The sequence below is a fragment of the Halomonas sp. SH5A2 genome, from assembly GCF_014263395.1.
In the GTDB taxonomy this organism is placed as follows: Bacteria; Pseudomonadota; Gammaproteobacteria; order Pseudomonadales; family Halomonadaceae; genus Vreelandella.
In genome coordinates, this window is sequence record NZ_CP058321.1 from 438,474 (window position 1) to 464,925 (window position 26,452).

Consider the following 26,452-nt stretch of genomic DNA (forward strand, 5'->3'; position numbering starts at 1 on the left):
CTCGACGACACCCTATCCTCAGTAGCAGCCGGATTTAGAGTCAGAAGTGACGTTATATTTATTACAGCGAGTTGCGCGGCTGGCTCACCTCACCCAATCAATCTCAGCTCCTTTGCACAAGCTGCTGTGCCTAAATTGACATTCAGGCCAATAAAAACAAGCGATGTGTTACGTCTCTTCCCTGCTCCTGAGGCAGGCAATCGACTCGTGCTCGGCGACCACGCTTTCAAGGGATTTGCATAACGCTTGAAACGCCTCACTGGAGTGTCCAGGGCGTTGGTGGAGTTCAATTTCGACATGTCCCAGATTGGGTAGGCCTTCTTCTTCGGTCACTATCCGGCAGCCCGGTGGTACGCTGCGCGGGGTTTTAACGGTTATCGCCAGTCCGTTTTGCACCGGGACGTTGATGCCTGTCGGGGATTGGCTGACGTAGCGAAGTTCCCAGCGCGTCTCATCGCGGCCCAGCGCAGATAACGCATGCGCCCTGAAAATGCAGCCCTCGGGATTCAGGGCCAACGGCAGTGTTTGCCATTGCGAAAGTGAGACGTGATCGGCCATGACCCACACCATCGGTTCCCAGCCAAGCAAGTGTCCGGATTGGGTGGGCTTATGCCTTACCGAGAGCACCACGTCTAACAGCCCTTCCTGGAACCGCTTGACTAGGGTGTCACTGATGTCGCAATGCACCTCTAGCTGAATCTGCGGAAACTGGGCCGCAAAGCGTGGCAGCAAGTCGGGCAGGTAGGTGGCTGCCTGTTCTTCCGAGGTCCCCAACCGAATAAGCTCGCCGTGCATTCCACCCTTGAGGAGGTCTTTGGCCTCATCCTCAAGCTTGAGCATATGGCGCGCATAGGGAAGCAGGCGCTCCCCGGCGGCCGTCAGCAGAACGCTACGGCTGGTGCGCTCGAAAAGCGCTTGATGCATCTGATCTTCAAGACGCTTTATTTGCAGGCTCATCGCCGATTGGGTTCGGTGCAGCACTTTACCCGCCGCGCTAAATCCTTGGCATTCGGCGACGGTGACAAACGCGCGTAGTAAGTCTGTGTCCATGATGAATGAGCCATTTAAATGGGTGTTATCTTAACTATTCATTTCTATTATGGAAGAGCCTTCACTAGCCTGTCCAAGTGAGTTTTTAACGCGACAGGAGCGTGACCCCATGACAATAACTGCCACTGAACAACCCGCGAACGCCCTTGAAGGGCTGATCGATCTTGAGCGCTACCCGCTCGATGAGTTGTCATCGCCGGCAGGAAAGACGTTTATCGCCGATTGCCGTCGCCAACTTGAAGTAGATGGCTGTGTGGTGCTTAAAAACTTTGTTCCTGAAGCTGCATTAGCTCGGCTTGAGCGTGAAACCGAACGGCTATCGCCAGACGCCCACTACAATCAGACTGAGACCAATCCGTACAACAGCGATGGCGACGCATCGCTGCCCGCGACGCACCCTAAAAACCGCTTTGATGATCGGACTAACGGCTTTGTCGCCGGAGATCGTATCGACCATGACACCATTATCCGCCAGGTGTATGAGCACCCGGAATTCCAGCGGTTTATCGGTGCGGTGGTGGGTATCGAAGAGATCCACCAGTACGCTGATCCCTTGGCCGACCTGGTAGTGAACGTGCTGCGCGAAGGGTGTCAGCACCCCTGGCACTACGATACCAACGAGTTCATCGTCACCATGATGACCCGGCAATCCCACGGTGGTGGGCGGTTTGAATATGCACCGGGGATTCGCAATCCAGAGGGTGAAAACTTCGCTGAAGTGGAAAAGGTGATCGACGGTGATCGCTCGCGCTTGAAGGCGCTGGATCTTCAGCCAGGTGATCTGCAGATTTTCTTTGGCCGTTACTCGCTCCACCGAGTGACGCCAGTGGTGGGGGATAAAGAGCGCCATACGGTGATTTTCGCCTATGCCAAAGAGCCTGGTTTCGTGGGTCGTCCCGAGCGTGCGCAGCGCATCTTCGGCCGCATGGCGCCGGTCCATGAACAGATTCTTAAAGACGGCATGCAGCGCAGCGATAGCCTGGCAGATTAAGGCCGCGCAGCGCTCATTACGTTCCTTACCCCATTCCCTACGCGAGATATTCATGAGCATTGTCGAAAGCGAAAGCCTTACCGATAACGAGCCGGACCACATTCCCGTTGTCCCTTCGGCTTCCATGGCCAACGGCGACAGTATCCCCACGGCGTTTGACCCCAAGCAGCTGCGCGCCGGACGCCTTGAGCGCCTGCGCGCCATGATGGCGGAAGAAGGCTACGCGGCGCTGGTCCTGTTCGACCCGAACAACCAGCGTTATGCGACGGGATCGCGCAATATGTTTGGTTATTTTTTGCGCAACTCCACGCGTTATGTGTACGTGCCGCTGGAAGGGCCGATTATTCTGTTCGAATACCCCGGCAGCGCGCACGTATCCACCTGGCTTGAAACCATCGATGAAGCGCGAACCTCCAAGGTCGTATGGTCGGCGGTTAACCAGCGCGATGGTATGTCATCCGACCCTTTTGGAGTGGAGATTGCCGAGCTGATCGAAGAGCACGGTAAGGGCAACAAAAAAATCGGGCTGGATCGCTGCGCACTGAATCTGGCGCGGGCATTGGAAGCGCAGGGGCTCGATGTGTATGACTGCATGCAGGACACGCTGCACTGTCGACGCATTAAAACGCCCGAGGAAATTGCCTGCCTGGCGCAGTCGATGGCCGCCAGTGAAGCCGCTGTCGCTGAAGTCGAAGCGGCGATTAAACCGGGGGTTACCGAAAACGAGCTGTTTGCGATCATGTACGGCGAGGTGATCAGAGGCGGTGGCGAGTTTATCGAAACCCGCCTGCTGTCCTCAGGGCCGCGCACCAATCCCTGGTTTAACGAAGCCAGCGACCGCAAGATCCGCCCCGGTGAATTGGTGGCGCTGGATACCGATACCATCGGCTGCCATGGCTACTACTCGGATTTTTCACGCACCTTCCATGTGGGGCCGGGCAAGCCGACGGCCTATCAGCGCGAAATATATCGCATGGCCTACGACCAGGTGCACCACAACATGAGCTTGCTGAAACCGGGTATCAGCTACCGTGAAATCGCCGAGCAGGCATGGAAAATCCCCGAACGCTTTATTGACCGTCGCTACCCGTCGATCATTCACGGGGTGGGCATGCACGGCGAGACACCGCTGGTCGCCCACCACATGGATTTCGACCGTTTCTCCAAGGATGGCATTCTGGAACCTGGCATGGTGGTATCGGTGGAAAGCTATATTGGCGAAGTCGGGGCTGCTGATGGCGTCAAGCTGGAAGAAGAGGTGCTGATCACCGAGACCGGCATTGAGCGGCTTTCCCGCTACCCGTTTAACGACGTGTTATTGAACCGCGAACAGTAGCCGCTTGACCCAGCCGCTAGTGGCGTTTCAACGTCGCTAGCGGTATCCCGCCATCAGCTCTCTCACCAGCGGTGTGTCCGCATCGCGGTGGGTGGGCAGCTCAAAGCGCGCCTTGGCAATCGCTGTGCGTGACAGATCCGCGACAATCAGCGCTTCCTCATCATCGGCCTGCGCCAATATTTCGCCACTCGGCCCGAGAATGCGCGAGCCGCCCCAGAAGTGGCTGTCGCCTTCCGGGCCGAAGCGGTTCGCCATAATCACGGGCGTGCCATAAGTCATGGCATAAAAGCGGGTATTCAGCGCCCAGTTTTCTTCGTTGGAAAAGTCGTCGCTGACGATGCCGCTGGCCGAATTGATCGGTGCGCAGAGCACCGTGGGGCGGGAAAGCAAGGCGGCATGCACCAGCCCGGGGTTCCATAAGTCGGCACAAATGAGCTGGGTGGCTGACCAGCCGGGGCAGATATCCGTGTGGGTGAGCTCACTGCCGTGGGTGAACCACTTGCCTTCCTCAAGCCCGCCATAGGTAGGTAGGTTCAGTTTGCGGTGGACGGCGATAAGCTGGCCGTGCTGAAAGATAGCCAGCGCGTTGTAATATTCCCCCGGGCTTGCCTCTTCCACGAAACCGACGACGACCTGCATCGGGCCGCAGGCGCGGGCCAGTGTTTGCAGGCGTGGGTCTTCCAGCGGCATTGCCACCTGCATGACACGACTTGCCAGACGATACCCCGTCAGCGAAAGCTCGGGAAATACCAGTAGTTCGACATCGTCATGCTGGGCGTCAGCAATCAGTGCCAAATGGCGCTCAAGGTTGTCATCCACCTCGCCGAGCGTGGTATTGATCTGGGCAGCGCCGACGCGAAGCGTGTTTTGATAATGCATTGGCTTCCCCATTGAAAAAGCCGCTCCATAGGAGCGGCTTTACTGTGATGGCAAGCATTATGCCAGTGCTATCTACTAGCGACTAGAGCAGATCATTTTCTTCGAGAAAGCTTTCTGCCACGTCGTCAACCGACTCGCGCTCGACATCGACACGGGCGTTGAGCGCGGCCATGGTCGCGTCGTTTAACAGCGCCGACAGGCGGTTCATTTGCTCAGCGAGCTCAGGATTGGCCTCGAGGGTCTCGGTGCGTACGACCGGGGTGAGGGCATAATCAGGAAAGAATTCCTTGTCATCTTCCAGCACTGTCAGGTCTAGGGCTGGGATGCGCCCGTTTGTAGCGGTGGTCATGGCCACGTCGACCTCTTCATTGTCCAGCGCGGTCAAGGTGAGCCCTTGGTCCATGCGTGACACGTTACGCCGACCGAATTCGAAGTCGTAGGTTTCCTGCATGGGACGGAGGCCATCGTCACGGGAATAGAAGGTGGCATTGGAAGCCAGCGTCAGCGCGTTACCCTCGTTTATCACCTGAGCCAAATCGGAGATGCTGCTGATACCCAGCGATTCAGCGTGATGCTCGCGCATGGCTAACGCATACGTGTTGTTCGCGTCGGATGGGTCAAGCCAAGTTAGGCCTTTCTCGGCATCAAGTTGTTTGACGCGCTCATAGGTTGCTTGAGGAGATAGTTTTTCTTCTACCTTGTTATAGCTGATCAATGAGGTGCCAGTATATTCCCAGTAAAGGTCGATTTGGCCGCTTTCTTGAGCTTGTCGCAACACTGAAGTGCCCATACCGGATCGTTCATCAACATCGTAGCCTTTGTCTTCCAGGTATTGGCTGGTCATGGAGGCTAGGATGAGCTGTTCGGTAAAGTTCTTACCACCGACATTGAGGGTCTGAGCCTGAGCCAGGCTTGCAACGCAAAGAGTTAGTACGGATAGCGTCAGAGCTTTTAGTTGGATTTTCATGTGGCCTCTTTGTTAGGTGGGTAAAGCAGTCCGCCCCGAGGAGTTCGGGGCGGTGTTTAGCGGATATGGCAGTAGTTAAATCAGATCATTCTCTTCAAGAAAGCTCTCTGCCACGTCTTCAATCGTCTCGCGCTCAACATCGACACGGGCGTTGAGTGCGGCCATGGTTTCGTCGTTTAACAGCGCCGATAGGCGGTTCATTTGCTCAGCGAGCTCAGGGTTGGCCTCAAGGGTTTCGGTGCGTACGACCGGGGCGAGGGCATAGGCCGGGAAGAAGCCCTGGTCGTCTTCGAGCACGTAAAAGTCAAAGGCGGGGATACGCCCGTCGGTGGCAAACACCAGGCCAACATCGACTTCTTCGTCACGCAGCGCTTGATAGACCAGGCCGGAGTCCATGCGGCTTACTTCACCGCGCCCTACGCGGAAGTCGTAAGCTTCCATCAGCGGCCGCCAGCCGTCTTCACGGGCGTAGAACTCGGCGTTAAGCGCAAAGGTCAGGCCTTCCTCGTTGTTGACGGCCTCGGCCAGGTCGGAGAGCGTCTCGATACCACGTTCTTTGGCAGCCTCTTCGCGCATGGCGAGCGCATAGGTGTTGTTGGCATCCGACGGCTCGAGCCAGGTCAGGCCTTTCTCGGCATCGAGCTCTTTCACCCGCTGGTAGGTATCTTCAGGGCTCAGGCTTTCCGTGATGTCGTTATAGTTGATCAGGGACGTGCCGGTGTATTCCCAGTAAAGATCGATCTGACCGTTTTCCTGCGCTTGACGCAAAACGGCGGAACCCATGCCGGAGCGGTTATCGACGTCGTAGCCCAGGTTATCCAGATACTGGGTCGTCATGGTGGAGAGGATCTGCTGCTCGGTGAAATTCTTGCCGCCAACGCTGATTTCGTTGGCGTTAGCGAGCGAGATGCCGCTGGCAAGGGCAATACTGGTCAATGCGGTGGTTAATGTTTTCATCATCGAATCCTTCTTTTGTTAGTGAAGCGTACGTCACGGTGGGTCGTTAAGCGCGGCCGGGGTTGACCCCGCGGGGGACAACGAGGAACGCAGTCGTTGCAATCAGCGCATCGACTACGATTGCCAGCAACGCGGTGGGAATGGCACCCGAAAGCATCATGACTGGGTCGTACAGATCAATACCGGTGAAGATCAGTTCACCAAGGCCGCCCGCGCCAATCAAGAACGCCAGCGGCACGGTGCCCACATTGATGGTTAGCGCGGTGCGCATGCCGGCAAAAATGACGTAGAGCGCATTGGGCAGCTCGACTTTGAAAAGCCGCTGCATGGGTGACATGCCAATGCCCGCAGCCGCTTCCATAAGTGCCGGGTTAACGCCCTTTAAGCCGGCATAGGTATTCCGGGTAATCGGCAGCAGCGTGGCCACGAATAGGCCAAAGACGGCTGGCACCGTACCAATACCCAGAAAACTCATCGATAGCGCGAGCACGGCCAGGGTGGGGATCGTGGTGCCCACGTTGAGTACCTGCATCAATGACTCGGCGACCCGCGCCATGCTGGGGCGAGAGAGCACGATACCCAGCGGAATGGCAACGAGAATGGCCAGGCTGCCTGACATGACGGTCAGCCAGATGTGCTGAACCACCAGGTACTGAACATCGGGTAGATACCAGATAAAGTCATCAATGACGCCGCTGGACTGGCTCCATACGCCGGCGAAAAAAATAGCCACCAGCACCAGTGCCTTGAGCGCCCCTTTCATGGATCGAATCGGCATGGTTACTCCTTGATGGCCGGCGATGGCGTGCGGTCATCCCCCTGGCGAGCGCGATAGCGTGCGCCCAAGTGGCTGGTCATGGCGCGCTGGGTAATTTGCCCGCACACCGTGCCTTCGTCGTTGACACAGGGGAGCCAGGTCTGGTCGTGGGCAAACATCAAGGACGCAGCTTTGCGCAGGTCGTCGTCGAGACCCACAACGGCCGGGACGGCCTGGAAGTGATCTCGGCAGTAGCCTTTAGTGGTGCGCGCGACAGAACGGCTGACAATACCGGCGGGCTGCTTGCGGTCATTGACCATCAGAATGGCGTTCTGATAACCGTAGTCTTCGATTTTGGCCAGTGCGGCTTCCAGGGTATCGCTGGGCGTTACCGTGCCAATTTCGTCCGTGACAATCTCGCGTACTCTTACCAGGTTCAAACGCTTGAGCGCGCGGTCTTCGCCGAGGAACGATTCCACGAAGGCGTTTTTGGGTGCCGCCAGCAAATCATCGGGTGTGGAGTATTGAACCAGCTTGCCTTCCCGGAAAACCGCCACGCGATCGCCCATCTTGATGGCTTCATCAATGTCGTGGCTGACGAACATGATGGTTTTATTGAGTTCCTGCTGCATCTTTAGAAACTCGTCTTGAATGACGGCGCGGTTGATCGGGTCGATGGCCCCAAACGGCTCGTCCATCAACATCACCGGCGGGTCAGCGGCAAGCGCGCGGGCGACGCCAATGCGTTGCTGTTGGCCACCGGATAATTCACTCGGGAAGCGCTTTAGAAAGGCGTCTGGCTCCATCGCGATCATTGCCATCATCTCGCGCGCGCGGGCCTTGTACTTGGCCTTATCCCAGCCCAGTAGCTTGGGCACGATGGTGATGTTTTCCTCAATGGTCATGTTGGGAAACAGGCCGATCTGCTGGATCACGTAGCCGATATTGCGTCGCAGTGTCTGGGTGTCGAGGCCGGTGGTATCGTCGCCGTTAATAAATACTTTGCCGGAAGTGGGCTTGACGATCCGGTTGATCATTTTCAGCGTCGTGGTCTTGCCGCAGCCCGATGGCCCCAGAAGAACGCAAATGTCGCCTTCCGGTACTTCCATATCGATATGGTCAGCGGCCACCACCGCACCTTTCGGCGTATCGAACACCTTGGTCAAGCTGTCAAGTCGAATCATAGGGGTGTCTCTTATAGTAGAAATGACATCAGGAAAGGGGCATTAGGTCGCGGCGGCCTGGCGGCTCATCCCTCTGGGCGTCAGGCGCTTTTGTACATACAGCAGTGAGTAGTCAACGATAATCGCCAGTATGCTGACGGCGACTGCGCCGACGATAAGCTGACGCGGGTCTGACTGCGAAATGCCACGGCTGATGAAGGTTCCCAAGCCGCCCGCGCCGATGTAGGCAGCAATCGCCATCACGCCGATATTGAGCACCACGGCCGTGCGAACCCCCGCCATGATGACCGGTATGGCGAGCGGAATCTCGACCAGACGCAGCCGCTGATTGGGGCTCATGCCGATGCCTCTAGCCGCTTCGCGCAACGCAGGGTTCACGTTGTTTATCGCGGTATAGGTGTTACGAATGATGGGCAACTGGGAATAAAGCAGTACCGCGATGACGGCAGGCACATAGCCGATACCGTGCCCAATCAGCGATAGCACCGGAATCATGATGCCGAAAAGCGCGATTGACGGGATGGTGACGATAATCGAGGCCAGGTACAGCACCCCTTGCGCCACGCGCTCGTTTTTGGTGATCGCAATGCCAATCGGCACGCCGGTCAATGTCGCAATGCCTACGGCAACGCCGACCAGGGCAATATGCTCTAACGTGCGTGATAGCAGCAGGCCCGCACTGCCTAGGGCGTATTGAAGAATTTCCAAGCGCAGCCTCCTTATTATAAAAATGAGTAATGGCCGGAGCGCGGTCCGTCAGGAGGCATCGCTCCTGTTCGCCTTTATGGAGAGGATAAGCTTATCAAAAGGGTCGCGTGATTATCGGGAATTGGCATGACGATACGAAATAGGCTGAATTTGGGGTTTTTATATTACCCAGCGCTGCTTGAATTAAATCATGCTGTTATCGGGGAGTTGGGTGCGTCTGCGCGACGCAGGGTAAAAGATGATGGGCAGAGGAATTGCTTCTCTAAATAAAAAATACACAGGGCGGTCTTAATCGCAGCATGATCACGCTACGCCGAAAAGGTCAGCCCAACGGGACGAATTGGACGCACTGAATAAGCTGTGCATCCAATTCAATAGTGGTGTGGGGGACCTATTGGCGTTTCAAGAAAAGCGTGAGAAAAAAGGGGAGCTAATGGAGATTGGCAACAAGTTGCCTGAAGGTCATTGGACAAAATGGCTGAGCGCAGAAAAAAGGAGCGAATGTGTCATATGCGCCATAGGAAGTTAGCAGGCGAGCATAAAAAAAGGCAGACCAGTAAGTTACTGATCTGCCTTTCAAAATATTGGTAGCGGGGACCGGATTTGAACCGATGACCTTCGGGTTATGAGCCCGACGAGCTACCAGACTGCTCCACCCCGCATCAACGTGTGGCGTATTCTACGCTTTTTTTGTGCTTCGTCAATAGGCGCTTTTAAAACGTTTGGGCTATAGCCGTTGATGGTCTGAGTGCTGCAACATGAGCCGAGTAGCGCTATGCTGAAGTTAGTGCAACAAGAACAATGCTGACTCTCGGCAAGTCGCGCATCTGTATGGCGATTTGCCGTTGGTACTCAAGCGCCAAGGCGCTTTTCACAATGGCTCGCGGTTCTCGTTCTGTACCGCTCATGCCATTCGTCATATCAGGGAGGTAGTCAATGGCCAATCAAGCCCCCGTCGCCTGGGTAACTGGTGGAACTGGTGGAATCGGCACGGCGATTTGTCGTTCGCTGGCGGATGCGGGTTATCTGGTCGTAGCGGGTTATCACAACCCCGAAAAGGCCAAAACCTGGCTGGCATCGCAGCAAGCCGATGGCTATAACAATATCGCGCTGTCGGGTGTCGACCTTGCCGACCATCAAGCCTGCCTGCAAGGTGCTCAGCAAATTCAGGAGCAGCATGGTCCCATCAGTGTGTTGGTGAACTGTGCAGGCATCACCCGTGACGGCACCATGAAGAAAATGTCATACGAGCAATGGTATGAGGTGATCGATACCAACCTGAACAGTGTCTTCAATACCTGCCGAAGCGTGATTGAGATGATGCTCGAAAACGGTTATGGGCGGATTATTAATATTTCGTCCATCAACGGCCGCAAAGGGCAGTTTGGCCAAGCGAATTACGCGGCGGCGAAAGCGGGGATGCACGGGTTGACCATGTCGCTTGCCCAGGAGACAGCCACGAAAGGCATTACCGTAAACACCGTGTCGCCCGGCTACATTGCCACCGACATGATCATGAACATTCCAGAAAAAGTGCGCGAGGCGATCCGTGAGACGATCCCCGTTAAACGCTATGGTACGCCAGAGGAAATTGGTCGACTCGTGACCTTCATAGCCGATAAGGAGTCCGGGTTCATCACCGGGGCTAACATCGATATCAATGGTGGTCAGTTCATGGGCTAACCAAGCCGTTCATTTTTCTCCATGATGGCAAAGCCAGCGAGATCCCTCGCTGGCTTTTGTGATTGAGGCTTTTGTGATGGATCAAGGCGGCGGTGTTCGGGCGAGCCGGGTGAGCAGCTCATCCAACTCACCGACCTCTTGATCCCACAGCGACCTGGGCATGGGCCCGAGGGCAATCAGGTCCGCAAGTACTTCGCTGACTTCTTGCGCGCGGCTGCGCTCTTTTTGCAGCCCGTCGTTGAGGCGTTCCACCTGGATGGCCAGCCTCATGGGTTCATCTTGCTGATGCACGCGCCCCATGGCGAGCAGTGATAAGTGAACACGAAGCCGGTCCAGCTGGTCTTTCAGGCTGGCTTCGTGTGCCTCGGGGAGTGTTTCCTGGCGGCGCTGGTTACGCTGCTGATGAGCCTGTTCAAAAGGCGCTTTCAAGGGCGTTTCGCCCAGCACCGCCTGGGCGTCCACCGTGTCGGCTTGCTGGTCGGCCAGCTTGCGTTCATCTGCGCGCAAGTGGGCCTCGATAAGAGGCGTCAGCTGCTGCCAGGCGGTTACCGTGTCGGCGACTTCAAGGCGGTTCAGGCGTTCACGCCGGGCACGAATAATACCACTCAGACGCCGTTGCATACCTTCGCTGCGGCGGCTGCGTGGCAGTGGTTCCAAATGCGTTGCCTGTTCAATGAAAGCGTCCAGCTTGGCGTGGTCGCTGGCGTCTTGAGGTTGCCAGCTGTCCATTTCGTCGATCAGCGCTTGCAGGGTGTCGAGCTGGCGTTGCTGCTGGGCGAGCTGCTCGTTTTTATGCGCGTCGCGTAGCGCGAATAGCTGGTCGCATTCGTGGCGGAAGGCCTTCCAGAGCGTTTGTTCTTCCCCTTTAGGCGCCCGCCCCAATTGACGCCACTGCTGCTGTAGCTGTTTGGCTTTTTCAATGCGCTCGTTGAGCGGGCGCTCGTCCTGGTGCAGCGCCTGTACGCTATTGATCAGGGCTTTTTTCTGGTCGGCGATATGTTCGGCGCGGGTATCGATCAAGCTTTGTAGTTGATGGCGAACGCGGCCAAACCGGCGACCAATGGCTTCTGCCTGTTCGCGTGGTACGGGAGAGTGATGGCGCCACTGTTGGCGCGCTTTATCGCGAATGTCGCGCAGCACATCCGGGTCGGCGTCCTGCGCTGGCTGCTCAAGCAGGGTCTCGAGCTGCTCACAGAGCGCTTCGCGGGCACGCAAGTTGGCCGCCCGCTCTTCAGCCAATTGCTCTCGCCAGGGAGCAAGGCGTTCATGGATGCGGTCTGAGGCGGCGCGAAAACGCGCGGATAACGCTCGATTGGCCGCCGCATCACCCAGGGCTTTCCATTCTTTGACGAGCTGGCGGTGGTGGCGATCCACTGCCGCATCCGCCATGTGTTGGTCGTCGGCAAGCACTTCAATGGAAGCGCATAGTTGTTCACGTTTGGGGCCTGCGACAAACCCTCGCCAGTCCCGCAGTTCAGCGAGTTGCGCGCCAAGCTGTTTCAGCCTCGTTTTGAGCGGTCGGGCATCGTCGCCCTTGAGTGCGTCAATGCGCGGTTTTAGCCGTTGGTGAAGGCGGCTGGCGCTTTTGAAGGCGCCCCGTTCAAGCAGCTGCTCGAAGGCGTCAAGCTCGTTGCGGTAAGCGCTGATGGATTGGGCATCGGTTTGCGTATCGGCTGTTTCGTTGGCAGCGGCAAGCGCCTCCTGTGCTTGGCGGGCAAGCGTTGGCATGGTCAGATGATCAGGCCATTGGCACTGGTCGAGCAGTGACGCCATGGCGGAATGGTCGGCGTCGGCAAGCGCTTGCTCAAGGTCTGCGCTAAGCTGTTGCCAGCGCTGCCAGGCTTCGATACAGGCTTCGTACTCTTTCAGGGCCTGGGTGTAGCGTTGGCGTAGTGAATCGCTGGGCGGGTGCTCGTCGGACAGATGCTGCCAGCGCTGGCCAAGCAACTGACGCTGGGCGCGGAGGCTATCGATATCCTGTGCCGTCAACCCATTGCCAAGGTGCAGGCCTTCCAGGGTTTCTTCCAGGCCTTCCAGTAACTGCTCGCGGGTCTGATCGGTGGCTTCGCGCTGCTGGTCGTTCTGCTGACGCGCCTGCTCGTGAGTTTCGTGGTCGTGCAGCGTTTTGCGGCACGCGAGAACGGCTTGATGGTAACGTGCCTCCTGGTCGGCGTCAGGCGATTGGCTGAGCTGTTCCCATTCACGTTGCAGGTGACGCAGCCGACCACCGTAGAGGGGCTCCCAGGTGGCTTGGGCGTGTTTTTCCAACTGTTGCAAAAGTGTCTCGCGCTTTTGCTGTTGGGCTTCTTTCCACTCGGCGTCGGCACGCCGTTCTTGCAGCCGATCTTTGGCCATACGCACGACCTGGCGGTCCCGGCGGGCTTCCTTCAACAGCTTCTTCAAGCCTTCTTCACTGACGACGCGATCAGCTGCCTGGTGACGAACGGCCGCGACGCCGTTATGGCAGGCGTGTTCGATAAGGTCGTGTTCATCGGTCAACCGGGCGAGCGCGGTAAGCCGTAAATTGAGGTTGTCACCCTTATGCACAAGAGCGTTGAGTATCTTGGTATCGTCAATGCGCTCGGCAAGTGCCTCACGCTGGCCAAGCCCCGTTTGCCCTTGTTGGCCGCTAAGTCGCTGGCATAGCGCCTCTTGCCAAGCCGAGTCGTCCTGGTGGGCCGGGTAAGCCGCCATGAGCCCTTCAAGGTCATCAAGGGCAAGTAATGCGGCAAGCTGTATGTCGCTATCCGGGTCCTGCGCAAGCGAAGCGAGCGCTTGGCGCTGTTCGCTATGGTCAGGGTCAAGGCGGTGGAGAGCCTGGCGGCGTACCTCGGCATTGGGGTGCTGCCAGCGAGGTGCGAACAGGCGTCTTAACAGTCCGTGCATGGATCATCCTGCTGTGAGGCGCTTTGCGTGAAAAAAATCAGACGTCGACCTTTAGAAGGTTGCAGTTGTCGGCGCTGTCGCTTAGCGTTGACTTATGATGTGGGTTTGGTGAGGGGTAATTCTCACCGCCCAAAAGCGCTCAAATGCGCTACCTTATATCTTAATATCTTACCTGAACATGACATGGAGTTCGGCCATGAGCCTCAATGTGGATAGTGCCGACGTGGCCTTTACCTTTAAAGGCGGCATGCTGCCGATGACCGTCATGGAGCTAAGCAGCGCTGACCCAGAGCATATCCGACGTCAGCTGGCGAGCAAACTGTCTCAGTCGCCCGCGTTCTTTCAGCATACACCGGTTGTGCTTAGCGTGGAAAAGCTCGATGAGCCCCATCTTTCGCTGGAGCGTATTTGCGCCGTCTGCCGGGATCACAAGTTGCTTCCCGTGGCAGTGAGAGGTGGCACTGAGCCGGTTCGTCAATCGGCGTGGGCGCTCGGCCTTGGCTGGTTTGCGCCGGTCGATGAAAGTCGTGCGCAAATGCTCAAGAGTGTTAGCAGTGATAGCGAAAGTGCAGCACCCGTCGCCGTGTCGGACGCAAACACCGCTGAAGAGGCCGCCCAGGCGCAAGAAAGCAACGGTGCGGAAGCCACGCGTCTCTACCGGGGTACGGTGCGCTCCGGGCAGCAGGTGAGCGCTTCAGGGGGTGACTTGGTCGTCATCGGTGCGGTCAATGCGGGAGCGGAAGTTCTGGCAGCCGGTAGTATTCATGTTTATGGCGCATTGCGCGGGCGGGCATTAGCGGGTATTCATGGCAATACCCAAGCGGGTATCTATTGCCGGGAGCTGGCCGCTGAATTACTGTCGGTGGCGGGTAATTACAAGCGTCTGGAAGATATTGATTCTCAACTATTGGGTGCCCCCGCTGAGGTGCACTTTACGCAACAACAATTGGAAATTAAGCCGCTTAATTAGCGCCGAAAGCGTAAATCGTTGAGAATGCCAGCCACGCGGAGTCACCGCGTGGTCTACTGATGACATAGACGTTCCCGTTGTACGTAGTGCGCTAACGGCGCGCTTGCGATGAACGACTTCAAGAAGGAAGTAACTTTTGGCCAAAATTATTGTAGTGACCTCGGGTAAAGGGGGGGTCGGCAAAACCACCAGTGCCGCCGCTATTTCGACAGGCTTAGCCCTACGCGGTAAGAAAACGGTGGTGATCGATTTCGATGTGGGCTTGCGTAATCTTGACCTGATAATGGGCTGCGAGCGCCGCGTTGTTTACGACCTGGTCAATGTGATTCAAGGCGAAGCGGGGCTGAATCAAGCGCTGATCCGCGATAAGCGGGTTGAGAACCTGTTTATTCTGCCGGCCTCGCAAACCCGTGATAAGGATGCCTTGACCCAGGAAGGCGTTGCCGAAGTGCTCGACAAGCTGAAAGAGGACTTCGATTTCATCATGTGTGATTCGCCTGCCGGTATCGAACGTGGCGCCCAGTTGGCCATGTACTTTGCCGATGAGGCCATCGTGGTGACGAACCCGGAAGTATCCTCGGTGCGCGATTCTGATCGGATTCTTGGCCTGCTGGCCTCCAAGACACGCCGCGCCGAGGAAAGCAGTGACCCGATTAAAGAGCACCTGCTGGTCACGCGCTATAACCCTGAGCGGGTCACGTCGGGTGACATGCTAACGCTGGACGATATCCGTGAAATATTGGCGATTAATCTGCTCGGCCTGATTCCCGAGTCCGAGGCGGTGCTGCGAGCCTCGAACCAGGGTGTGCCGGTGACCCACGATATTTCAAGCGACGCGGGCCAGGCCTATAGCGATACCGTATCGCGTCTGCTCGGTGAGGACATGCCACTGCGCTTTCACGAAATGCAGCGTAAAGGCTTGCTCAGCCGCATGTTTGGTGGAGGTCGGCGATGAAACTGCTGGAGTTCTTGAAGCGTGAGCGCAAGAAGTCAGCCTCGGTGGCAAAAGAACGCCTGCAAATTATCGTGGCGCATCAACGAAGCCAACGGGGACAGCCCGATTACATGCCGATGCTGGAACGTGAGTTGCTGGAGGTCATTCGCCGCTACGTTCACGTGGACGACGATGCGATTCAGATTTCGCTGGATAGCGAGGATAACTGCTCGGTGTTGGAGTTGAACGTTACGCTGCCCAAAAGCTGATCGACGCATTTTTGAATACGCGGCGAAACCCAGCGTGGATATGCTAGGCTTGGGCTTTTCATTGCCCAGCGGAGTGCTTGTCCATGGTGTCACCCAATGCTGCCCCCGCCAGCTTTTTATGGCATGACTACGAGACCTTTGGGGCTGATCCGCGTCGTGATCGGCCCGCTCAGTTCGCCGCCCTGCGCACTGACGCTGACTTGAACGAAATCGGCGAACCGGTCGAGCTGTTCTGTCGCCCCGCTGATGATTATCTGCCCCATCCCGCCGCCTGTCTGATTACCGGTATTACCCCGCAAAAGGCCCAGCGCCACGGCCTCCCAGAAGCCGAGTTCGCCGCTGAGGTGCAGCGCCACATGAGCGAGCCGGGCACCTGTGTGGTGGGCTATAACAGCCTGCGCTTCGATGATGAAGTGTCGCGCCACTTGTTCTACCGTAATCTTCTCGACCCCTACGCCCGTGAGTGGCAAAACGGCAACTCGCGCTGGGATCTTATCGATGTGGTCCGAGCGTTTTACGCCTTGAGGCCCGAGGGGATCGAGTGGCCGCTGCGCGACGATGGCGCCCCGAGTTTCAAGCTTGAAGACCTAACGGCGGCCAATGGGATTGCCCACGAAGGGGCCCACGATGCGGTGGCCGACGTGCGCGCGACGATTGCGCTGGCGCGTCTGCTGAAGTCGCGCAATGCCAAGCTGTTTGATTATTTGCTCGGTCTGCGCGGCAAGCGGGCTGTAGCCAAGCAGCTCGACTTGCCCAGTGCCAAACCGATTTTGCATATTTCGCGTCGTTATCCGGCAAGCCGGGCGTGCAGTGCGCTTGTGATGCCGTTGGCCGAGCACCCGAGCAATCCCAACGGGGTGATCGTCTACGACCTGAGCGTGGATCCCAGTGAGTTACTGACCATGTCGGCGGCGCAAATTCGCGAGCGGGTCTTCGTCAGTCAGCAGGACCTGGCGGAGGGCGAAACCCGCATTCCGCTCAAGGTCATTCACATCAATCGCTGCCCGGTGGTCTTTCCCACCACTGCGCTGAAAGACGTGGAGGGGTCGCAGAAAGGTGAGTATGGCGACATCGTGGCCCGTTTGGGGCTGGATATGAACGCCTGTCGCCGTCACTGGAAAATGCTCCGCGAGGCGTCCGGGGTGTCCCAGAAAGTTGCCGAGGTCTTCAGCGCAGGCTACGACGATGCCCCGCAGGACCCCGACCTGATGCTTTATGCCGGGGCTTTCTTCTCGGCTGCCGATCGTAAGCAGATGGAGCGGGTCAGGGCCATGGACCCCTGGGATCTGGTGGGCGAGCGGTTTGCCTTTCAGGACCCGCGACTTGAAGAAATGCTGTTTCGCTTCCGCGCGCGAAGCTACCCGGAAACACTCGAGGGAGACGAACTGGAGCAGTGGGAGGCGTTTCGCTGGATGCGTCTGAACGATGCCACGCTGTCAGGTTTTACCCTGAAAGCCTTTGCTCGGGAGATCGAAAACTACAACCAGCAGACGCTGACCGATCATCAGCGCCAGATACTCGAAGAACTCGTGCTCTATGTTGAGGCCATGCTACCGGCCCAGGCGTTTGACGCCTGAGCCGGTAGGGCTCAGCGGTCAGTCGCCGGCTTTTTCGGGGAAAGGCGTAAACTGCTGGCGGATCGCTGCCACGTCGCTGGGTTCGTCGCCTGGGTTGAAGCGCACGTCCAGTTGGCGTTCACGCAGCGCTGGCCACAGGGCCTGCAGGTCGTCTAACGTCACCTCAAGGGCCAGCTCAGCGAGTTGTTCGCGGCGGTCAAAACGCACCTCCTCCCGCGCGGTTGCCTGCCAGTAGCGATTGGCCATCTGCGCCAACCGCGTGTCGCGCTGGCGCAAGCGGGTATTCACTGCTTGACGGTAGGCGTCCAGCTCACCGTCTTCCAACTGCTCAAGCCGCTCGCCGGTGCCCTCCAGAAACGCATCCATGCGCTCGGCGATCGTGTTGCTATCGGCGTCGGGTGACTGCACGACCATGGCAATGCCAGGGGCGTCCAGCAGCGGTGAGTAACCCGCGTTGACGATGTAACCAAGCTGCTCCTCGGTGCGCAGTTGCTGGTAGAAAGGCGTTTCCAGCCACTGGGCGAGCACCTGTGTCGCGGCTTGCTCGTGCAGTGTTTGATCACGGCCTTGCAGGTAACGCAGCACGATGGATTCTTCGCGTTCGCTATTAGGATGCAAGACCGTGTCGTCGCTGTTGACGGCGAGCGGCGTGAGATTGGCGATATCGTCGCGCGTTAGCCGGGGAGTGAGCTTACCGCGCATCAGGTTCGCCTGCTCTCGGGCGAGTTCGGGCCCCAGGTTACCGACCGCCATGGCATCCACGTACAGGTCGGCAAGAAAACGCCGACGGAAGTCGATCAAGTGACCATGCTTCAGTCGCTGGCTGGCCTCAAGCAGCGCTTGGGTCGACCACTGCGGCGTTAGCAGGGCTTCGCCAATGGTTCCGCTGGCTTGGGCGTACAGGGAGGCTTGGGGGGCATTGCGCCACTCGCGCTGTAAACGGTTGAGCACCCGCTCGAAGTCGCGCTGACCTATGTTGGCGTCGCTGAGCTGGTCGAGCGCTTGCTCGATCAGCGGTGTCTGGCCGTCCCGCCAGCCGGAAAACGACAGCGTCATGCCTCGTGAATGGGCATAGGCGCTGAACGACTGGCCGGCCAGCCAGGCAGGGTAAAGCGCTTCGTTAAGGCTATCGTTCAGCCAGTTGGCCAATAGCCGGGTGAGCACCGCTTCCTCGGCGGAATAGCTGGCACTGGGGTGCTGCAAGCTCAGCCGCCACTCCACCTTGGGCGTGTTGAACTGGGCATCCTGCATATGCCAGGCGGTGAACGAAGGCGTGTCGATCAGCGTGCTGGGGTGTTCGTTCTGGCCGTCCAGCAGGCTAAGATCGCTGGCAATAAACGGGTTGGGTGCAGGGAGCGACAGCCCGGTCAAGGCTTGGCCGCTTTGGCTGGGCGGCTGTTCGCGCCAGGCGGTGTCGAACCAGGGCGTTACCTGATCACTTTCGATGTCGGGGGCTGAGTAAATGCGCAGCATATTGTCCTGGGTCAGCGCATCCAGGTAGCGTTGATGCTGCTCGGCATCGAAATCATCCATCCGGTACGCGGCGTACTGGACGTCCTCCACCGGGTAGCGTGACAGGCTCATCGATAGTCGCGTGGCTTCCTGCTGGGGTTCGCCGTGCTGTTGAAAGCGGAAGGCCTGTTCGTTGAGGTCGGCTTGCTCGCTGTAGCGCCACTCTTCAAGCCCGCCCTGGCGGATACGCTCGATAGCGGCAAACAGCGTGGCTTCAATATCGTCCAGGCGCTGCGCGCCCTCCTCGGTCAGGCTGATGGAGACAGTGAGAAGCGCATGCTGACCATCGCCGCGGCCGACCCCCGCCGACAGTGCGTCGGCAAGCCCGGCATCCTTGAGGACCGCGAACAGACTGCCATCGCTTTCATCGCCCAGCAAATGGGAAATCAGTTGGGTGGGCTTCTGGCGATAAGCGTCGGTGGGGTCGGGAATGGGAAAGTAGAAACGCAGTTGGTGACGATCTTCAATCGACTGGCGTTCCACATAACGGGGCAGCGTGTCGCGATCCACGAGCGGTGCGTCGATGCTGGGGGCTTCCCGGTCGTTGTCGGGAATCTCGGCAAAGCGCTCGACCACCCAGTCTTCCAGGGTATCCAGCGGCTGGGGCGCCACCACGGCCAGGTTCATCACATTGGCGTCGTAGTGACGCTGATAAAACGCCATTACCCGTTCGCGAAGGGTGGCTTCGCCGTCCGGTGGATTGGCCAGCGTCTCGCGGGTACCCACGGCAAACTGGGTGGTCGGGTTATCCGGGTTCAACAACTGGTTGAGTACCGCGTTTTCGCGCCTTCCTTCATCCTGACGGCGTGACACGTACTCGGAGTGCACCACATTGCGCTCGCTTTCAAGCTTGTCGGCATTAAACAGCGGTGACACGAAAAAAGCGCTGAACCTATCCAGGGCGCCCTCGAAGGCCGAAGGCTCAATGCTGAAAAAATAATTGGTATCCTGAGAAGCGGTAAAAGCGTTGTGCGACCCCGCATTGCGCGACAGATAGCGCTGATAGGCGTCGGCTTCAGGGTAGGCCTCGGTGCCCAAAAACAGCATGTGTTCAAGGAAGTGGGCGAGCCCCTGCAGGTCGTCAGGGTCCTGGGCGCTGCCGACCCGTACGTTCATCGATGCTGCCGCTTTATCTGCCTCGTCATCACTGACGAGTAGCACATTCAAGCCGTTTTCCAGCTCGAGCACGCGGTAGTCGCGCTCGTCATACGGGCTGACGTGGGGCGTGGTGACGTCCTTGATGTCGTCTTCGTTGGCAGCAAGCGCCGCGGGCGCAAGCCAAAGGCTGCCCATGGCCATGCCCATCAGGGCGCCACCAGGCAACGCCATTTTCCATCTTGCAAAGCGTTTTAAACCAATAAGTTGACGCATGTAAGCTCCTATGGCGTGGTCCAGCGTATCATCGGCCCGACGGGGTGAGCACAGGCCGGAGACTGGTAGGTAGGAAAGTTGATCTGCTTTGATACCGGAAAAGCGCCCAACAGTTCCAACGGTGCCGGCGCCAATAAGCGATCGAGGCGAGCGTGGTCCGTGTCGGGATTTAACCATTCATCTGCGTCCTGCGCGTCGACCACCGCAGGCAGTCGGTCCGTCAGGTGCGATAAACAGGCGTTGGCGGGGACGGTTACCAGAGCGGTGGAGTCGTTGTAGCTAGTGAGTGTGGTGTGGTAACGACACCACAGGCCCGCCAACAGCAGTGGCCCACGATTGACCTGCGTGACCAGGTAAGGTTGCTTGGCACGGGGTAGCCGTTTCCAGATGTAAAAGCCGCTGACTGGTACCAGGCAGCGACGCGAGCGATAGGCTTCCTGAAACATTCCGCGTTGGTTCAGGGTTTCCGCTCGAGCGCAGTGTGGGGCATTATCCAGGACTTTTAGCCAGGGCGGTGTTAGCCCCCAGAATAACGACTGTAAACAGAGTTGACCCTCAACCATACGGATGGCCGATATCGGTTGCCGCGGTGCCACGTTGGGTGACTCGATCAAGGGTTCAGCCATCTTCAGGCTTGGGAGTAGGCGGGCAAGAGGCAGTTGCTGCACGTGTAAGCGCCCAGCCATGCAGGTCTCCTTTTACGCTAACGCGTTGTCTGTACCCTTTTAGAGGGTATTAAGCATGAAATGTCGAGGTTTGGAGTCGAAAACAGTGTTCGATGTGGGGTATCCTATAGTATCCCTTGTTCACGCTAAAGCGCGATGAGGCATTCTTCCTGTTTGCCGTTCACATTAAGAGATCGCCATGGCTCGCCCCAGACAGCACGCGCCCGATGCACTACACGCGCAGGTCATGCACGCTTGCGATGAATGGTTGGCTCAACAGTCCATCCATGGTTTATCGCTGCGTGCCCTGGCCAGAGAGGTCGGCTGCGCCCCCAGTACATTGCTCAAGCTGTATGGCAGCTTTAATGTTCTGTTGCAGTACGTCAACGTCGAAACCCTGGCGCGCTTGCAGTCCACTATTACAAACCTTGCGTCGGATGATCCCGAACCCTGGCTGCGTGCGCTGGCCAATGCCTATTGGCGATTTGCTGAAAAGGATTGTTACCGGTGGCAGCTGTTGTTTGATCATCCGTTGGCGCAGGAAGGGGAGCTGGACCAGCGTCAGAGCCAGTTGATCGAGGCGTTGTTTACCCAGGTTGAAACGTCGCTCAAAGAGTATCAACCGCTACTGGATGATGCCGAGGCGCGACGCTTGGGACGCACCCTCTGGGGCAGTGTGCACGGGCTGGTTCAACTTGGGTTGAATGAACGCCTGGGTTACTGGCAGGGGCATCAACTCAAGGTGGATGAACTGCTTGACCAGCTGTTGAGCACCGTTCTTGCTGGGCTACGCAACCGCGAGCAACTCGAGTAATGGGATTGGTTAAGCCAGTGCGCCACTTGCTGCGCGGCGGTATCTTCCTAGCGATGCGGCTTTGCTATCGCCTGCGTGTTAGAGGGCGTTGCCATATTCCCAAACAAGGGCCGGCGCTGGTGGTGTGTAACCACGTCAGCTTTATGGATGCGTTGGTGCTGGGTGGCGGCAGTCCCCGCCCGTTGCGTTTTGTCATGGATCAGCCGATCTTTGACTCTCCCTGGCTCAGATGGTGGTTTCAACTAGTCGGTGCCATTCCCATCGAGTCTGAGCGTCGCAGTCCAGGCGCGTTACGTCGTGCCCTGGAGGAAGTCAGTCAGGCATTGCGCCAGGGTGAAGTGGTGATGGTGTTTCCCGAAGGGCGACTAACGCCCGACGGCGACATTCACCCCTTCCGTCGTGGGCTTGAGGCGATTGTGATGCGAGATTGCGTGCCGGTAGTGCCCGCTGCGCTTGCGGGGCTCTGGGGCTCGTGGACATCTCACTATGATGGCAAGGCGTTAAAGAAATGGCCCAGGCGTTTCCGGGCGCCGGTGAGCCTCCACTTTGGAGACCCTATTGACCCGAGTGATACCGGGGGGCTGGCGCTACGGCGCTACCTTGAACAGCAGGTGAGGCAACTTAAAGTCGAGGCGGATCAGGATATCGCGCCGCGCCAGTGACATTGCATCAGCCTATTGACCTAACCCGCTTCGCGTCGCCTTCCAGCAGCGCGCTGAGGTGATCAGGTTGTCTCGAATCGCCAGAATCTCCATCCGTGTTGCCCCTACCTGCAAGCAGGCAGGCCCTTCAGGAAACCCTTCCAAGTGCTCGAGAATTAACCCGTTGAGGGTTTTGGGACCGTCGGTAGGCAACTGCCAGCCAAGCATCTTATTGATGTCTCGAATGGTCGCGGTGCCTTCGATGACATGACTGCCGTCATCCTGTTGGTGAATATCATCATCTTCCGATACGTCGGTGGTGAATTCACCGACAATCTCTTCAAGAATGTCTTCCAGGGTGACAAGTCCTTCAACATCCCCGTACTCGTCGACCACGATGCCGATGCGGCGCTTTTGTTTCTGGAAGTTGAGCAGTTGGGTGTGAAGCGGCGTGGATTCCGGAATGAAGTAGGGCTCGCGGGCTTCCTGCACAATCGCTGCCTTGGTGACTTCGCTACGCGATAAAAAGCGAGCCGCATTGCGTAAGTGCAGCATGCCGATAATGTTATTGATATCGCCTTTGTAGACCGGCAGGCGGGTATGCTGGCTGGTGCGGATTTGCGCCAGGATGTCTTCCAGTGAGTCATCCAGGTCGATGCCCAGCACTTCATGGCGGGGCACCATGATGTCATTAACGGTGACGTTTTCCAGATCGAGGATCGATAGCAACATGGCGCGGTGACGATAGGGAATCAGCGTGCCTGCTTCATGAACCACGGTGCGCAGTTCGTCCCGTGTAAGGTTGTCGCCACCGTTTTCGACGCTCTTGACACCGATCAGACGCAGCAGCCCGTTGGAGACCGCATTGACCAGCCATACCAGTGGGTAGAGCATTTTAAGCAGTGGCTCAAGCGCATAAGAACTTGGGTAGGCAATGCGCTCGGGCTTGATGGCCGCGTAGGTCTTGGGCGTCACCTCGGAAAAAATCAGAATGGTGATGGTCAGCAGCGCGGTAGAAATGGCGGGCCCCGACACGTCGCCAAAAAAGTGGATGGCAATAATCGTGGCAATGGAGGCGGCAAGGTTATTGACGAAGTTATTGCCGATCAGGATAACGCCAATCAGTCGGTCGGGGCGCGCCAGTAAACGCATGACGCGCTTGGCACGACGGTCGCCGCTATTGGCGTTATGGCTGAGCCGATAGCGGTTAATCGACATCATGCCTGTTTCAGAGCTTGAGAAAAAAGCGGATAGGGCAATGAGAAGGGCCAGCAAGCCAAAGAGTAATCCCAGCGGGAAGTCATCACTCAAGTCAGAATTTCCTTTATGCCGTGTTCAGCTCGATTTGTAAGAGGTTGCAACAGAGGTGTCAATACACACAGTGCCTGCAAGATTAGCGGTTAAGTACCACTTCCAGCACGAACTTGCTGCCAAAGTAGGCTAATACCAGGATCGCGCAGCCGCCAAGCGTCCAGCGCACCGCGCGCATGCCGCGCCATCCAAACCGATAACGGCCAATCAATAGCGCGGTGAAAATCACCCAGGCGAGAAGCGATAGTACCGTTTTGTGGGCGAGGTGCTGGGCAAAGAAGTTATCCAGGAACAGCAAACCGCTGATGATGGATAGCGTCAGCAATATGATGCCGACCCACACTAACTCGAAGAGCACCCGCTCCATTGTGGTAAGCGGAGGGAGTGACTGGACAATGCCGCGGATGTGATGGTGGCGCAATGCCTGATTCTGCAAGCCTACCAGTACCGCTTGTGCGGCGGCAATCGCCAGCACCGCAAAGGCCAGCGCGGAGCTGATGGCGTGCATCAAAATACCCGGCGTCAGCCCACTTTGACCGCTTTGGCTGGGCAGCCAGGTCGCAGCCATCAGCGCGATGCCGGCTAGCGGGAAGAGCGCAATGCCGGCGTTGAGCACGGGCTTGAACAGGCTTGCTACCAGGACCACGTTGACGGCAACCGCCATAAGCAGCGTGGCGCTGGTGGTAAAGCCGGGCAACAAGCCCGGCGTTTGCCCGACCAGATGAACCACCACCGGGATATGCAGCAGCAGACCCAGAGCGGCTAAGAGCCGTACAATGACCTGGCGAGGGGGAACGCGCCGGAACAGCGCCATGCCCTGCCAGATGGCAGCGGCTACATAGAGAATAAAGGCGATGGTGGCGAAAGGGAGCGCCTGCATGATGCTATCCGTGCGCCTTGCAGCGCGTCGTAATGAAACAAATCGAATTGATAAGCCACTACTATAACGAATCCTTACAGTGACGCACAGTCATCTATATCTTGAGCCCATGGAGACTCAAGCTGCGAGCGCGTATAATCTTTTTCATTAGCCTAGGGCCGGTCAAGCCCGGCGACAGCGACGGAGGCAAGAGGCCCCATGTTTTCGACTCTTAGTGAGCGTCTTTCCCAGACGTTAAAATCGATCAAAGGTCAGGCGCGCCTGACCGAAGACAACATTAAAGATACCCTGCGGGAAGTCCGCCGTGCGCTGCTTGAGGCAGATGTGGCGCTGCCCGTCGTCAAGGACTTCGTCGAACGGGTGCGCGAGCGTGCCGTCGGGCAAGAGGTATCCAAAAGCCTTTCGCCCGGGCAGCAGTTCGTCAAGATTGTCCAGCAAGAGCTGGAAGCCACCATGGGCGAAGCGAACGAGGGGCTAACGTTAAAAAGCTCCCCTGCCGTTGTGCTGATGGCCGGTTTGCAGGGCGCGGGTAAGACCACCTCGGTGGCCAAGCTGGCGCGCTACCTGCGGGAACGCGAGAAGAAAAAGGTCCTGGTGGTGTCCGCGGATGTCTATCGCCCCGCGGCGATTGACCAGTTGGAAACCCTGGCCAAAGAGGTGGAAGTCGACTTCTTCCCCTCCCGCTCGGATCAAGCGCCTGTATCGATTGCTGAAGCGGCCATCAAGCACGCCAAGATTCAATTCCACGACGTTGTGTTGATCGATACGGCGGGCCGTCTGGCCATCGACGAAGCCATGATGGCGGAAATTCAGGCACTCCACAAAGCGGTCACCCCTGACGAAACGTTGTTCGTGGTCGATGCCATGACCGGCCAGGATGCGGTCAATACGGCAAAAGCGTTTCACGACGCCTTGCCGCTCACCGGGGTGATCCTGACCAAGGCCGACGGTGACGCGCGGGGCGGTGCTGCGCTTTCCGTGCGCCATGTTACTGGCAAGCCGATCAAGTTCATGGGTGTGGGGGAAAAGGTCGACGCCCTGGAGCCCTTCCACCCTGACCGGGTCGCCTCGCGGATTTTGGGCATGGGCGACATGCTCTCGTTGATCGAGGAAGCCGAGCGCACGGTCGACAAGTCCAAAGCCGACCAACTGGCCAAAAAGGTCAAGAAAGGCGACGGCTTCGATTTGGAAGATTTTCGCGAACAGCTGCAGCAACTTAAGAAAATGGGTGGCATGGGTGGTTTGCTCGGCAAGCTGCCGGGCATGGGGCAGATGGCTGATATGGCCCAGGGGCCTGGCCCCGAAAAAGAGCTCGGCAAGCTTGAAGCGTTGATCAATTCCATGACCCCTAAAGAACGCCACAAGCCCGAGATTATCAACGGTTCACGCAAGCGCCGTATTGCCGCGGGTGCGGGGCTTCAGGTGCCGGACTTGAATCGTCTGCTCAAGCAGCACAAGCAGATGCAGAAAATGATGAAGAAAGCCGGCAAAAAAGGCGGCATGGAAAAAATGATGCGTGGCATGTCCGGCATGATGGGCGGCGGCGGTGGCGGCCCGGGCGGTCCCGGTGGAATGGGTGGCCCTGGTGGTATGGGCGGCATGGGTGGCCCGGGTGGATTTCCTCGTCGCTAAGCGTTGCCGCCGGGTGGCATGCTTGACGGGCTGATAGTTTTCTGGCTGTCAGGCTTTCCAAGCCGAGCGCATTTGCGTAGAATGCGGCGTCTTCGTGCGTGGGCGTTGGTCATATAGTGGCTAACCCTTATGCTGAAGACTTTTATAGTATGAAGAGTGTTTCCGGTAGCGAACGCCGCTAAGGCGCACTCTCGTAACCTCAACCGAAGGATAGTTATCGTATGGTTACCATTCGTTTGGCACGTGGTGGCGCCAAGAAGCGTCCCTTTTACCACCTGACTGTTACTGACTCACGTAACGCCCGTGATGGCCGTTTCATTGAGCGTATCGGTTTCTTCAACCCTGTCGCACGTGGTCAGGAAGAACGCCTGCGCGTTGACCTGGACCGTGTTGTGCACTGGCAGAATCATGGTGCCCAGCTGTCAGGCCGTGTTGCTGAGCTGGTAAAAGAAGCGCGTAAGCAGGCCTAAACCTGTTC

At 57.7% G+C, this 26,452-nt stretch carries 23 protein-coding genes and 1 tRNA gene; 11 read left to right on the forward strand and 13 right to left on the reverse strand.

Features of this window, described 5'->3' with window-relative positions; genetic code table 11:
* Positions 1–168 precede the first annotated feature (168 nt).
* Positions 169–1,050 carry a LysR family transcriptional regulator gene (locus tag HXW73_RS02090; RefSeq protein WP_186254676.1) on the reverse strand — a complete coding sequence of 294 codons (882 nt, stop codon included), beginning with the start codon at positions 1,048–1,050 and terminating at the stop codon, positions 169–171.
* Positions 1,051–1,159: 109 nt separating this feature from the next.
* Between HXW73_RS02090 and HXW73_RS02095 the strand changes: the two genes are divergently transcribed.
* Together HXW73_RS02095 and HXW73_RS02100 are read left to right on the forward strand one after the other, a co-directional pair.
* A complete protein-coding gene (locus HXW73_RS02095; RefSeq protein WP_186254677.1) occupies positions 1,160–2,041 on the forward strand; it encodes a HalD/BesD family halogenase in 882 nt (293 codons plus the stop codon).
* 52 nt (positions 2,042–2,093) lie between these two features.
* Positions 2,094–3,377 (forward strand): M24 family metallopeptidase, encoded by a 1,284-nt coding sequence (locus HXW73_RS02100; protein WP_186254678.1) that lies wholly within the window; start codon positions 2,094–2,096, stop codon positions 3,375–3,377.
* A gap of 36 nt (positions 3,378–3,413) precedes the next feature.
* Here the strand turns inward: HXW73_RS02100 and HXW73_RS02105 are convergent, their stop codons facing one another.
* The 7 genes from HXW73_RS02105 to HXW73_RS02135 all read right to left on the reverse strand — a co-directional run bounded on the left by HXW73_RS02105 (position 3,414) and on the right by HXW73_RS02135 (position 9,491).
* On the reverse strand, positions 3,414–4,256 hold the full coding sequence (locus HXW73_RS02105; protein WP_186254679.1) for a nitrilase-related carbon-nitrogen hydrolase: 843 nt from the start codon (positions 4,254–4,256) through the stop codon (positions 3,414–3,416).
* Between the two features lie 82 nt (positions 4,257–4,338).
* A complete protein-coding gene (locus tag HXW73_RS02110; protein ID WP_186254680.1) occupies positions 4,339–5,223 on the reverse strand; it encodes a glycine betaine ABC transporter substrate-binding protein in 885 nt (294 codons plus the stop codon).
* Positions 5,224–5,298: 75 nt separating this feature from the next.
* A complete protein-coding gene (locus tag HXW73_RS02115) occupies positions 5,299–6,180 on the reverse strand; it encodes a glycine betaine ABC transporter substrate-binding protein (RefSeq protein ID WP_222105021.1) in 882 nt (293 codons plus the stop codon).
* Positions 6,181–6,226: 46 nt separating this feature from the next.
* Entirely contained in the window at positions 6,227–6,958 is a 732-nt protein-coding gene (locus tag HXW73_RS02120) for an ABC transporter permease (RefSeq protein WP_186254682.1), read from the reverse strand.
* A 2-nt stretch (positions 6,959–6,960) separates the two neighbouring features.
* Positions 6,961–8,121, reverse strand: coding sequence for an ABC transporter ATP-binding protein (locus tag HXW73_RS02125; protein ID WP_186254683.1), 1,161 nt, complete (start codon positions 8,119–8,121; stop codon positions 6,961–6,963).
* Between the two features lie 42 nt (positions 8,122–8,163).
* The gene (locus HXW73_RS02130) at positions 8,164–8,829 is read right to left on the reverse strand and encodes an ABC transporter permease (RefSeq protein ID WP_186254684.1); all 666 of its coding nucleotides are present in this window, start codon (positions 8,827–8,829) and stop codon (positions 8,164–8,166) included.
* Between the two features lie 585 nt (positions 8,830–9,414).
* Positions 9,415–9,491, reverse strand: a tRNA-Met gene (locus HXW73_RS02135).
* Positions 9,492–9,765: 274 nt separating this feature from the next.
* Here HXW73_RS02135 and phbB point away from each other — a divergent pair.
* Positions 9,766–10,512, forward strand: coding sequence for an acetoacetyl-CoA reductase (phbB, locus tag HXW73_RS02140; RefSeq protein ID WP_186254685.1), 747 nt, complete (start codon positions 9,766–9,768; stop codon positions 10,510–10,512).
* An 81-nt stretch (positions 10,513–10,593) separates the two neighbouring features.
* Here phbB and HXW73_RS02145 read toward each other — a convergent pair whose 3' ends face one another.
* On the reverse strand, positions 10,594–13,398 hold the full coding sequence (locus tag HXW73_RS02145; protein ID WP_186254686.1) for a DUF349 domain-containing protein: 2,805 nt from the start codon (positions 13,396–13,398) through the stop codon (positions 10,594–10,596).
* Positions 13,399–13,594: 196 nt separating this feature from the next.
* Between HXW73_RS02145 and minC the strand changes: the two genes are divergently transcribed.
* The 4 genes from minC to sbcB all read left to right on the forward strand — a co-directional run bounded on the left by minC (position 13,595) and on the right by sbcB (position 17,148).
* A complete protein-coding gene (gene minC / locus HXW73_RS02150) occupies positions 13,595–14,368 on the forward strand; it encodes a septum site-determining protein MinC (RefSeq protein ID WP_186254687.1) in 774 nt (257 codons plus the stop codon).
* Positions 14,369–14,504: 136 nt separating this feature from the next.
* A complete protein-coding gene (gene minD, locus HXW73_RS02155; RefSeq protein ID WP_066319322.1) occupies positions 14,505–15,323 on the forward strand; it encodes a septum site-determining protein MinD in 819 nt (272 codons plus the stop codon).
* Positions 15,320–15,571 (forward strand): cell division topological specificity factor MinE, encoded by a 252-nt coding sequence (minE, locus tag HXW73_RS02160; RefSeq protein ID WP_027337743.1) that lies wholly within the window; start codon positions 15,320–15,322, stop codon positions 15,569–15,571. Before minD ends, minE begins: the two co-directional genes overlap by 4 nt.
* An 83-nt stretch (positions 15,572–15,654) precedes the next feature.
* Positions 15,655–17,148, forward strand: a complete 1,494-nt coding sequence (gene sbcB / locus HXW73_RS02165) for an exodeoxyribonuclease I (RefSeq protein ID WP_186254688.1) — start codon at positions 15,655–15,657, stop codon at positions 17,146–17,148.
* A gap of 18 nt (positions 17,149–17,166) precedes the next feature.
* On the opposite strand, the gene HXW73_RS02170 is transcribed toward sbcB, so the two are convergent.
* Both HXW73_RS02170 and HXW73_RS02175 read right to left on the reverse strand, forming a co-directional pair.
* Positions 17,167–19,959 carry an insulinase family protein gene (locus tag HXW73_RS02170; protein WP_240538755.1) on the reverse strand — a complete coding sequence of 931 codons (2,793 nt, stop codon included), beginning with the start codon at positions 19,957–19,959 and terminating at the stop codon, positions 17,167–17,169.
* Between the two features lie 80 nt (positions 19,960–20,039).
* A complete protein-coding gene (locus HXW73_RS02175; RefSeq protein WP_186254689.1) occupies positions 20,040–20,717 on the reverse strand; it encodes an SOS response-associated peptidase in 678 nt (225 codons plus the stop codon).
* 178 nt (positions 20,718–20,895) lie between these two features.
* Here HXW73_RS02175 and HXW73_RS02180 point away from each other — a divergent pair, with 178 nt between their 5' ends.
* Both HXW73_RS02180 and HXW73_RS02185 read left to right on the forward strand, forming a co-directional pair.
* Positions 20,896–21,510, forward strand: a complete 615-nt coding sequence (locus HXW73_RS02180) for a TetR/AcrR family transcriptional regulator (RefSeq protein WP_186254690.1) — start codon at positions 20,896–20,898, stop codon at positions 21,508–21,510.
* Positions 21,510–22,172: a 1-acyl-sn-glycerol-3-phosphate acyltransferase gene (locus HXW73_RS02185; protein WP_186254691.1), complete on the forward strand. Its 663-nt coding sequence runs from the start codon at positions 21,510–21,512 to the stop codon at positions 22,170–22,172. Before HXW73_RS02180 ends, HXW73_RS02185 begins: the two co-directional genes overlap by 1 nt.
* Before the next feature lie 12 nt (positions 22,173–22,184).
* On the opposite strand, the gene HXW73_RS02190 is transcribed toward HXW73_RS02185, so the two are convergent.
* Positions 22,185–23,462: an HlyC/CorC family transporter gene (locus tag HXW73_RS02190; RefSeq protein WP_186254692.1), complete on the reverse strand. Its 1,278-nt coding sequence runs from the start codon at positions 23,460–23,462 to the stop codon at positions 22,185–22,187.
* Between the two features lie 82 nt (positions 23,463–23,544).
* Complete coding sequence (locus HXW73_RS02195; RefSeq protein ID WP_186254693.1) at positions 23,545–24,342, reverse strand: cytochrome C assembly family protein; 798 nt, start codon at positions 24,340–24,342, stop codon at positions 23,545–23,547.
* A gap of 198 nt (positions 24,343–24,540) precedes the next feature.
* On the opposite strand from HXW73_RS02195, the gene ffh reads away from it, so the two are divergent.
* Together ffh and rpsP are read left to right on the forward strand one after the other, a co-directional pair.
* Positions 24,541–25,974, forward strand: coding sequence for a signal recognition particle protein (gene ffh, locus HXW73_RS02200; protein WP_186254694.1), 1,434 nt, complete (start codon positions 24,541–24,543; stop codon positions 25,972–25,974).
* 221 nt (positions 25,975–26,195) lie between these two features.
* Positions 26,196–26,444, forward strand: coding sequence for a 30S ribosomal protein S16 (rpsP, locus tag HXW73_RS02205; RefSeq protein WP_179930001.1), 249 nt, complete (start codon positions 26,196–26,198; stop codon positions 26,442–26,444).
* Positions 26,445–26,452: the final 8 nt, after the last annotated feature.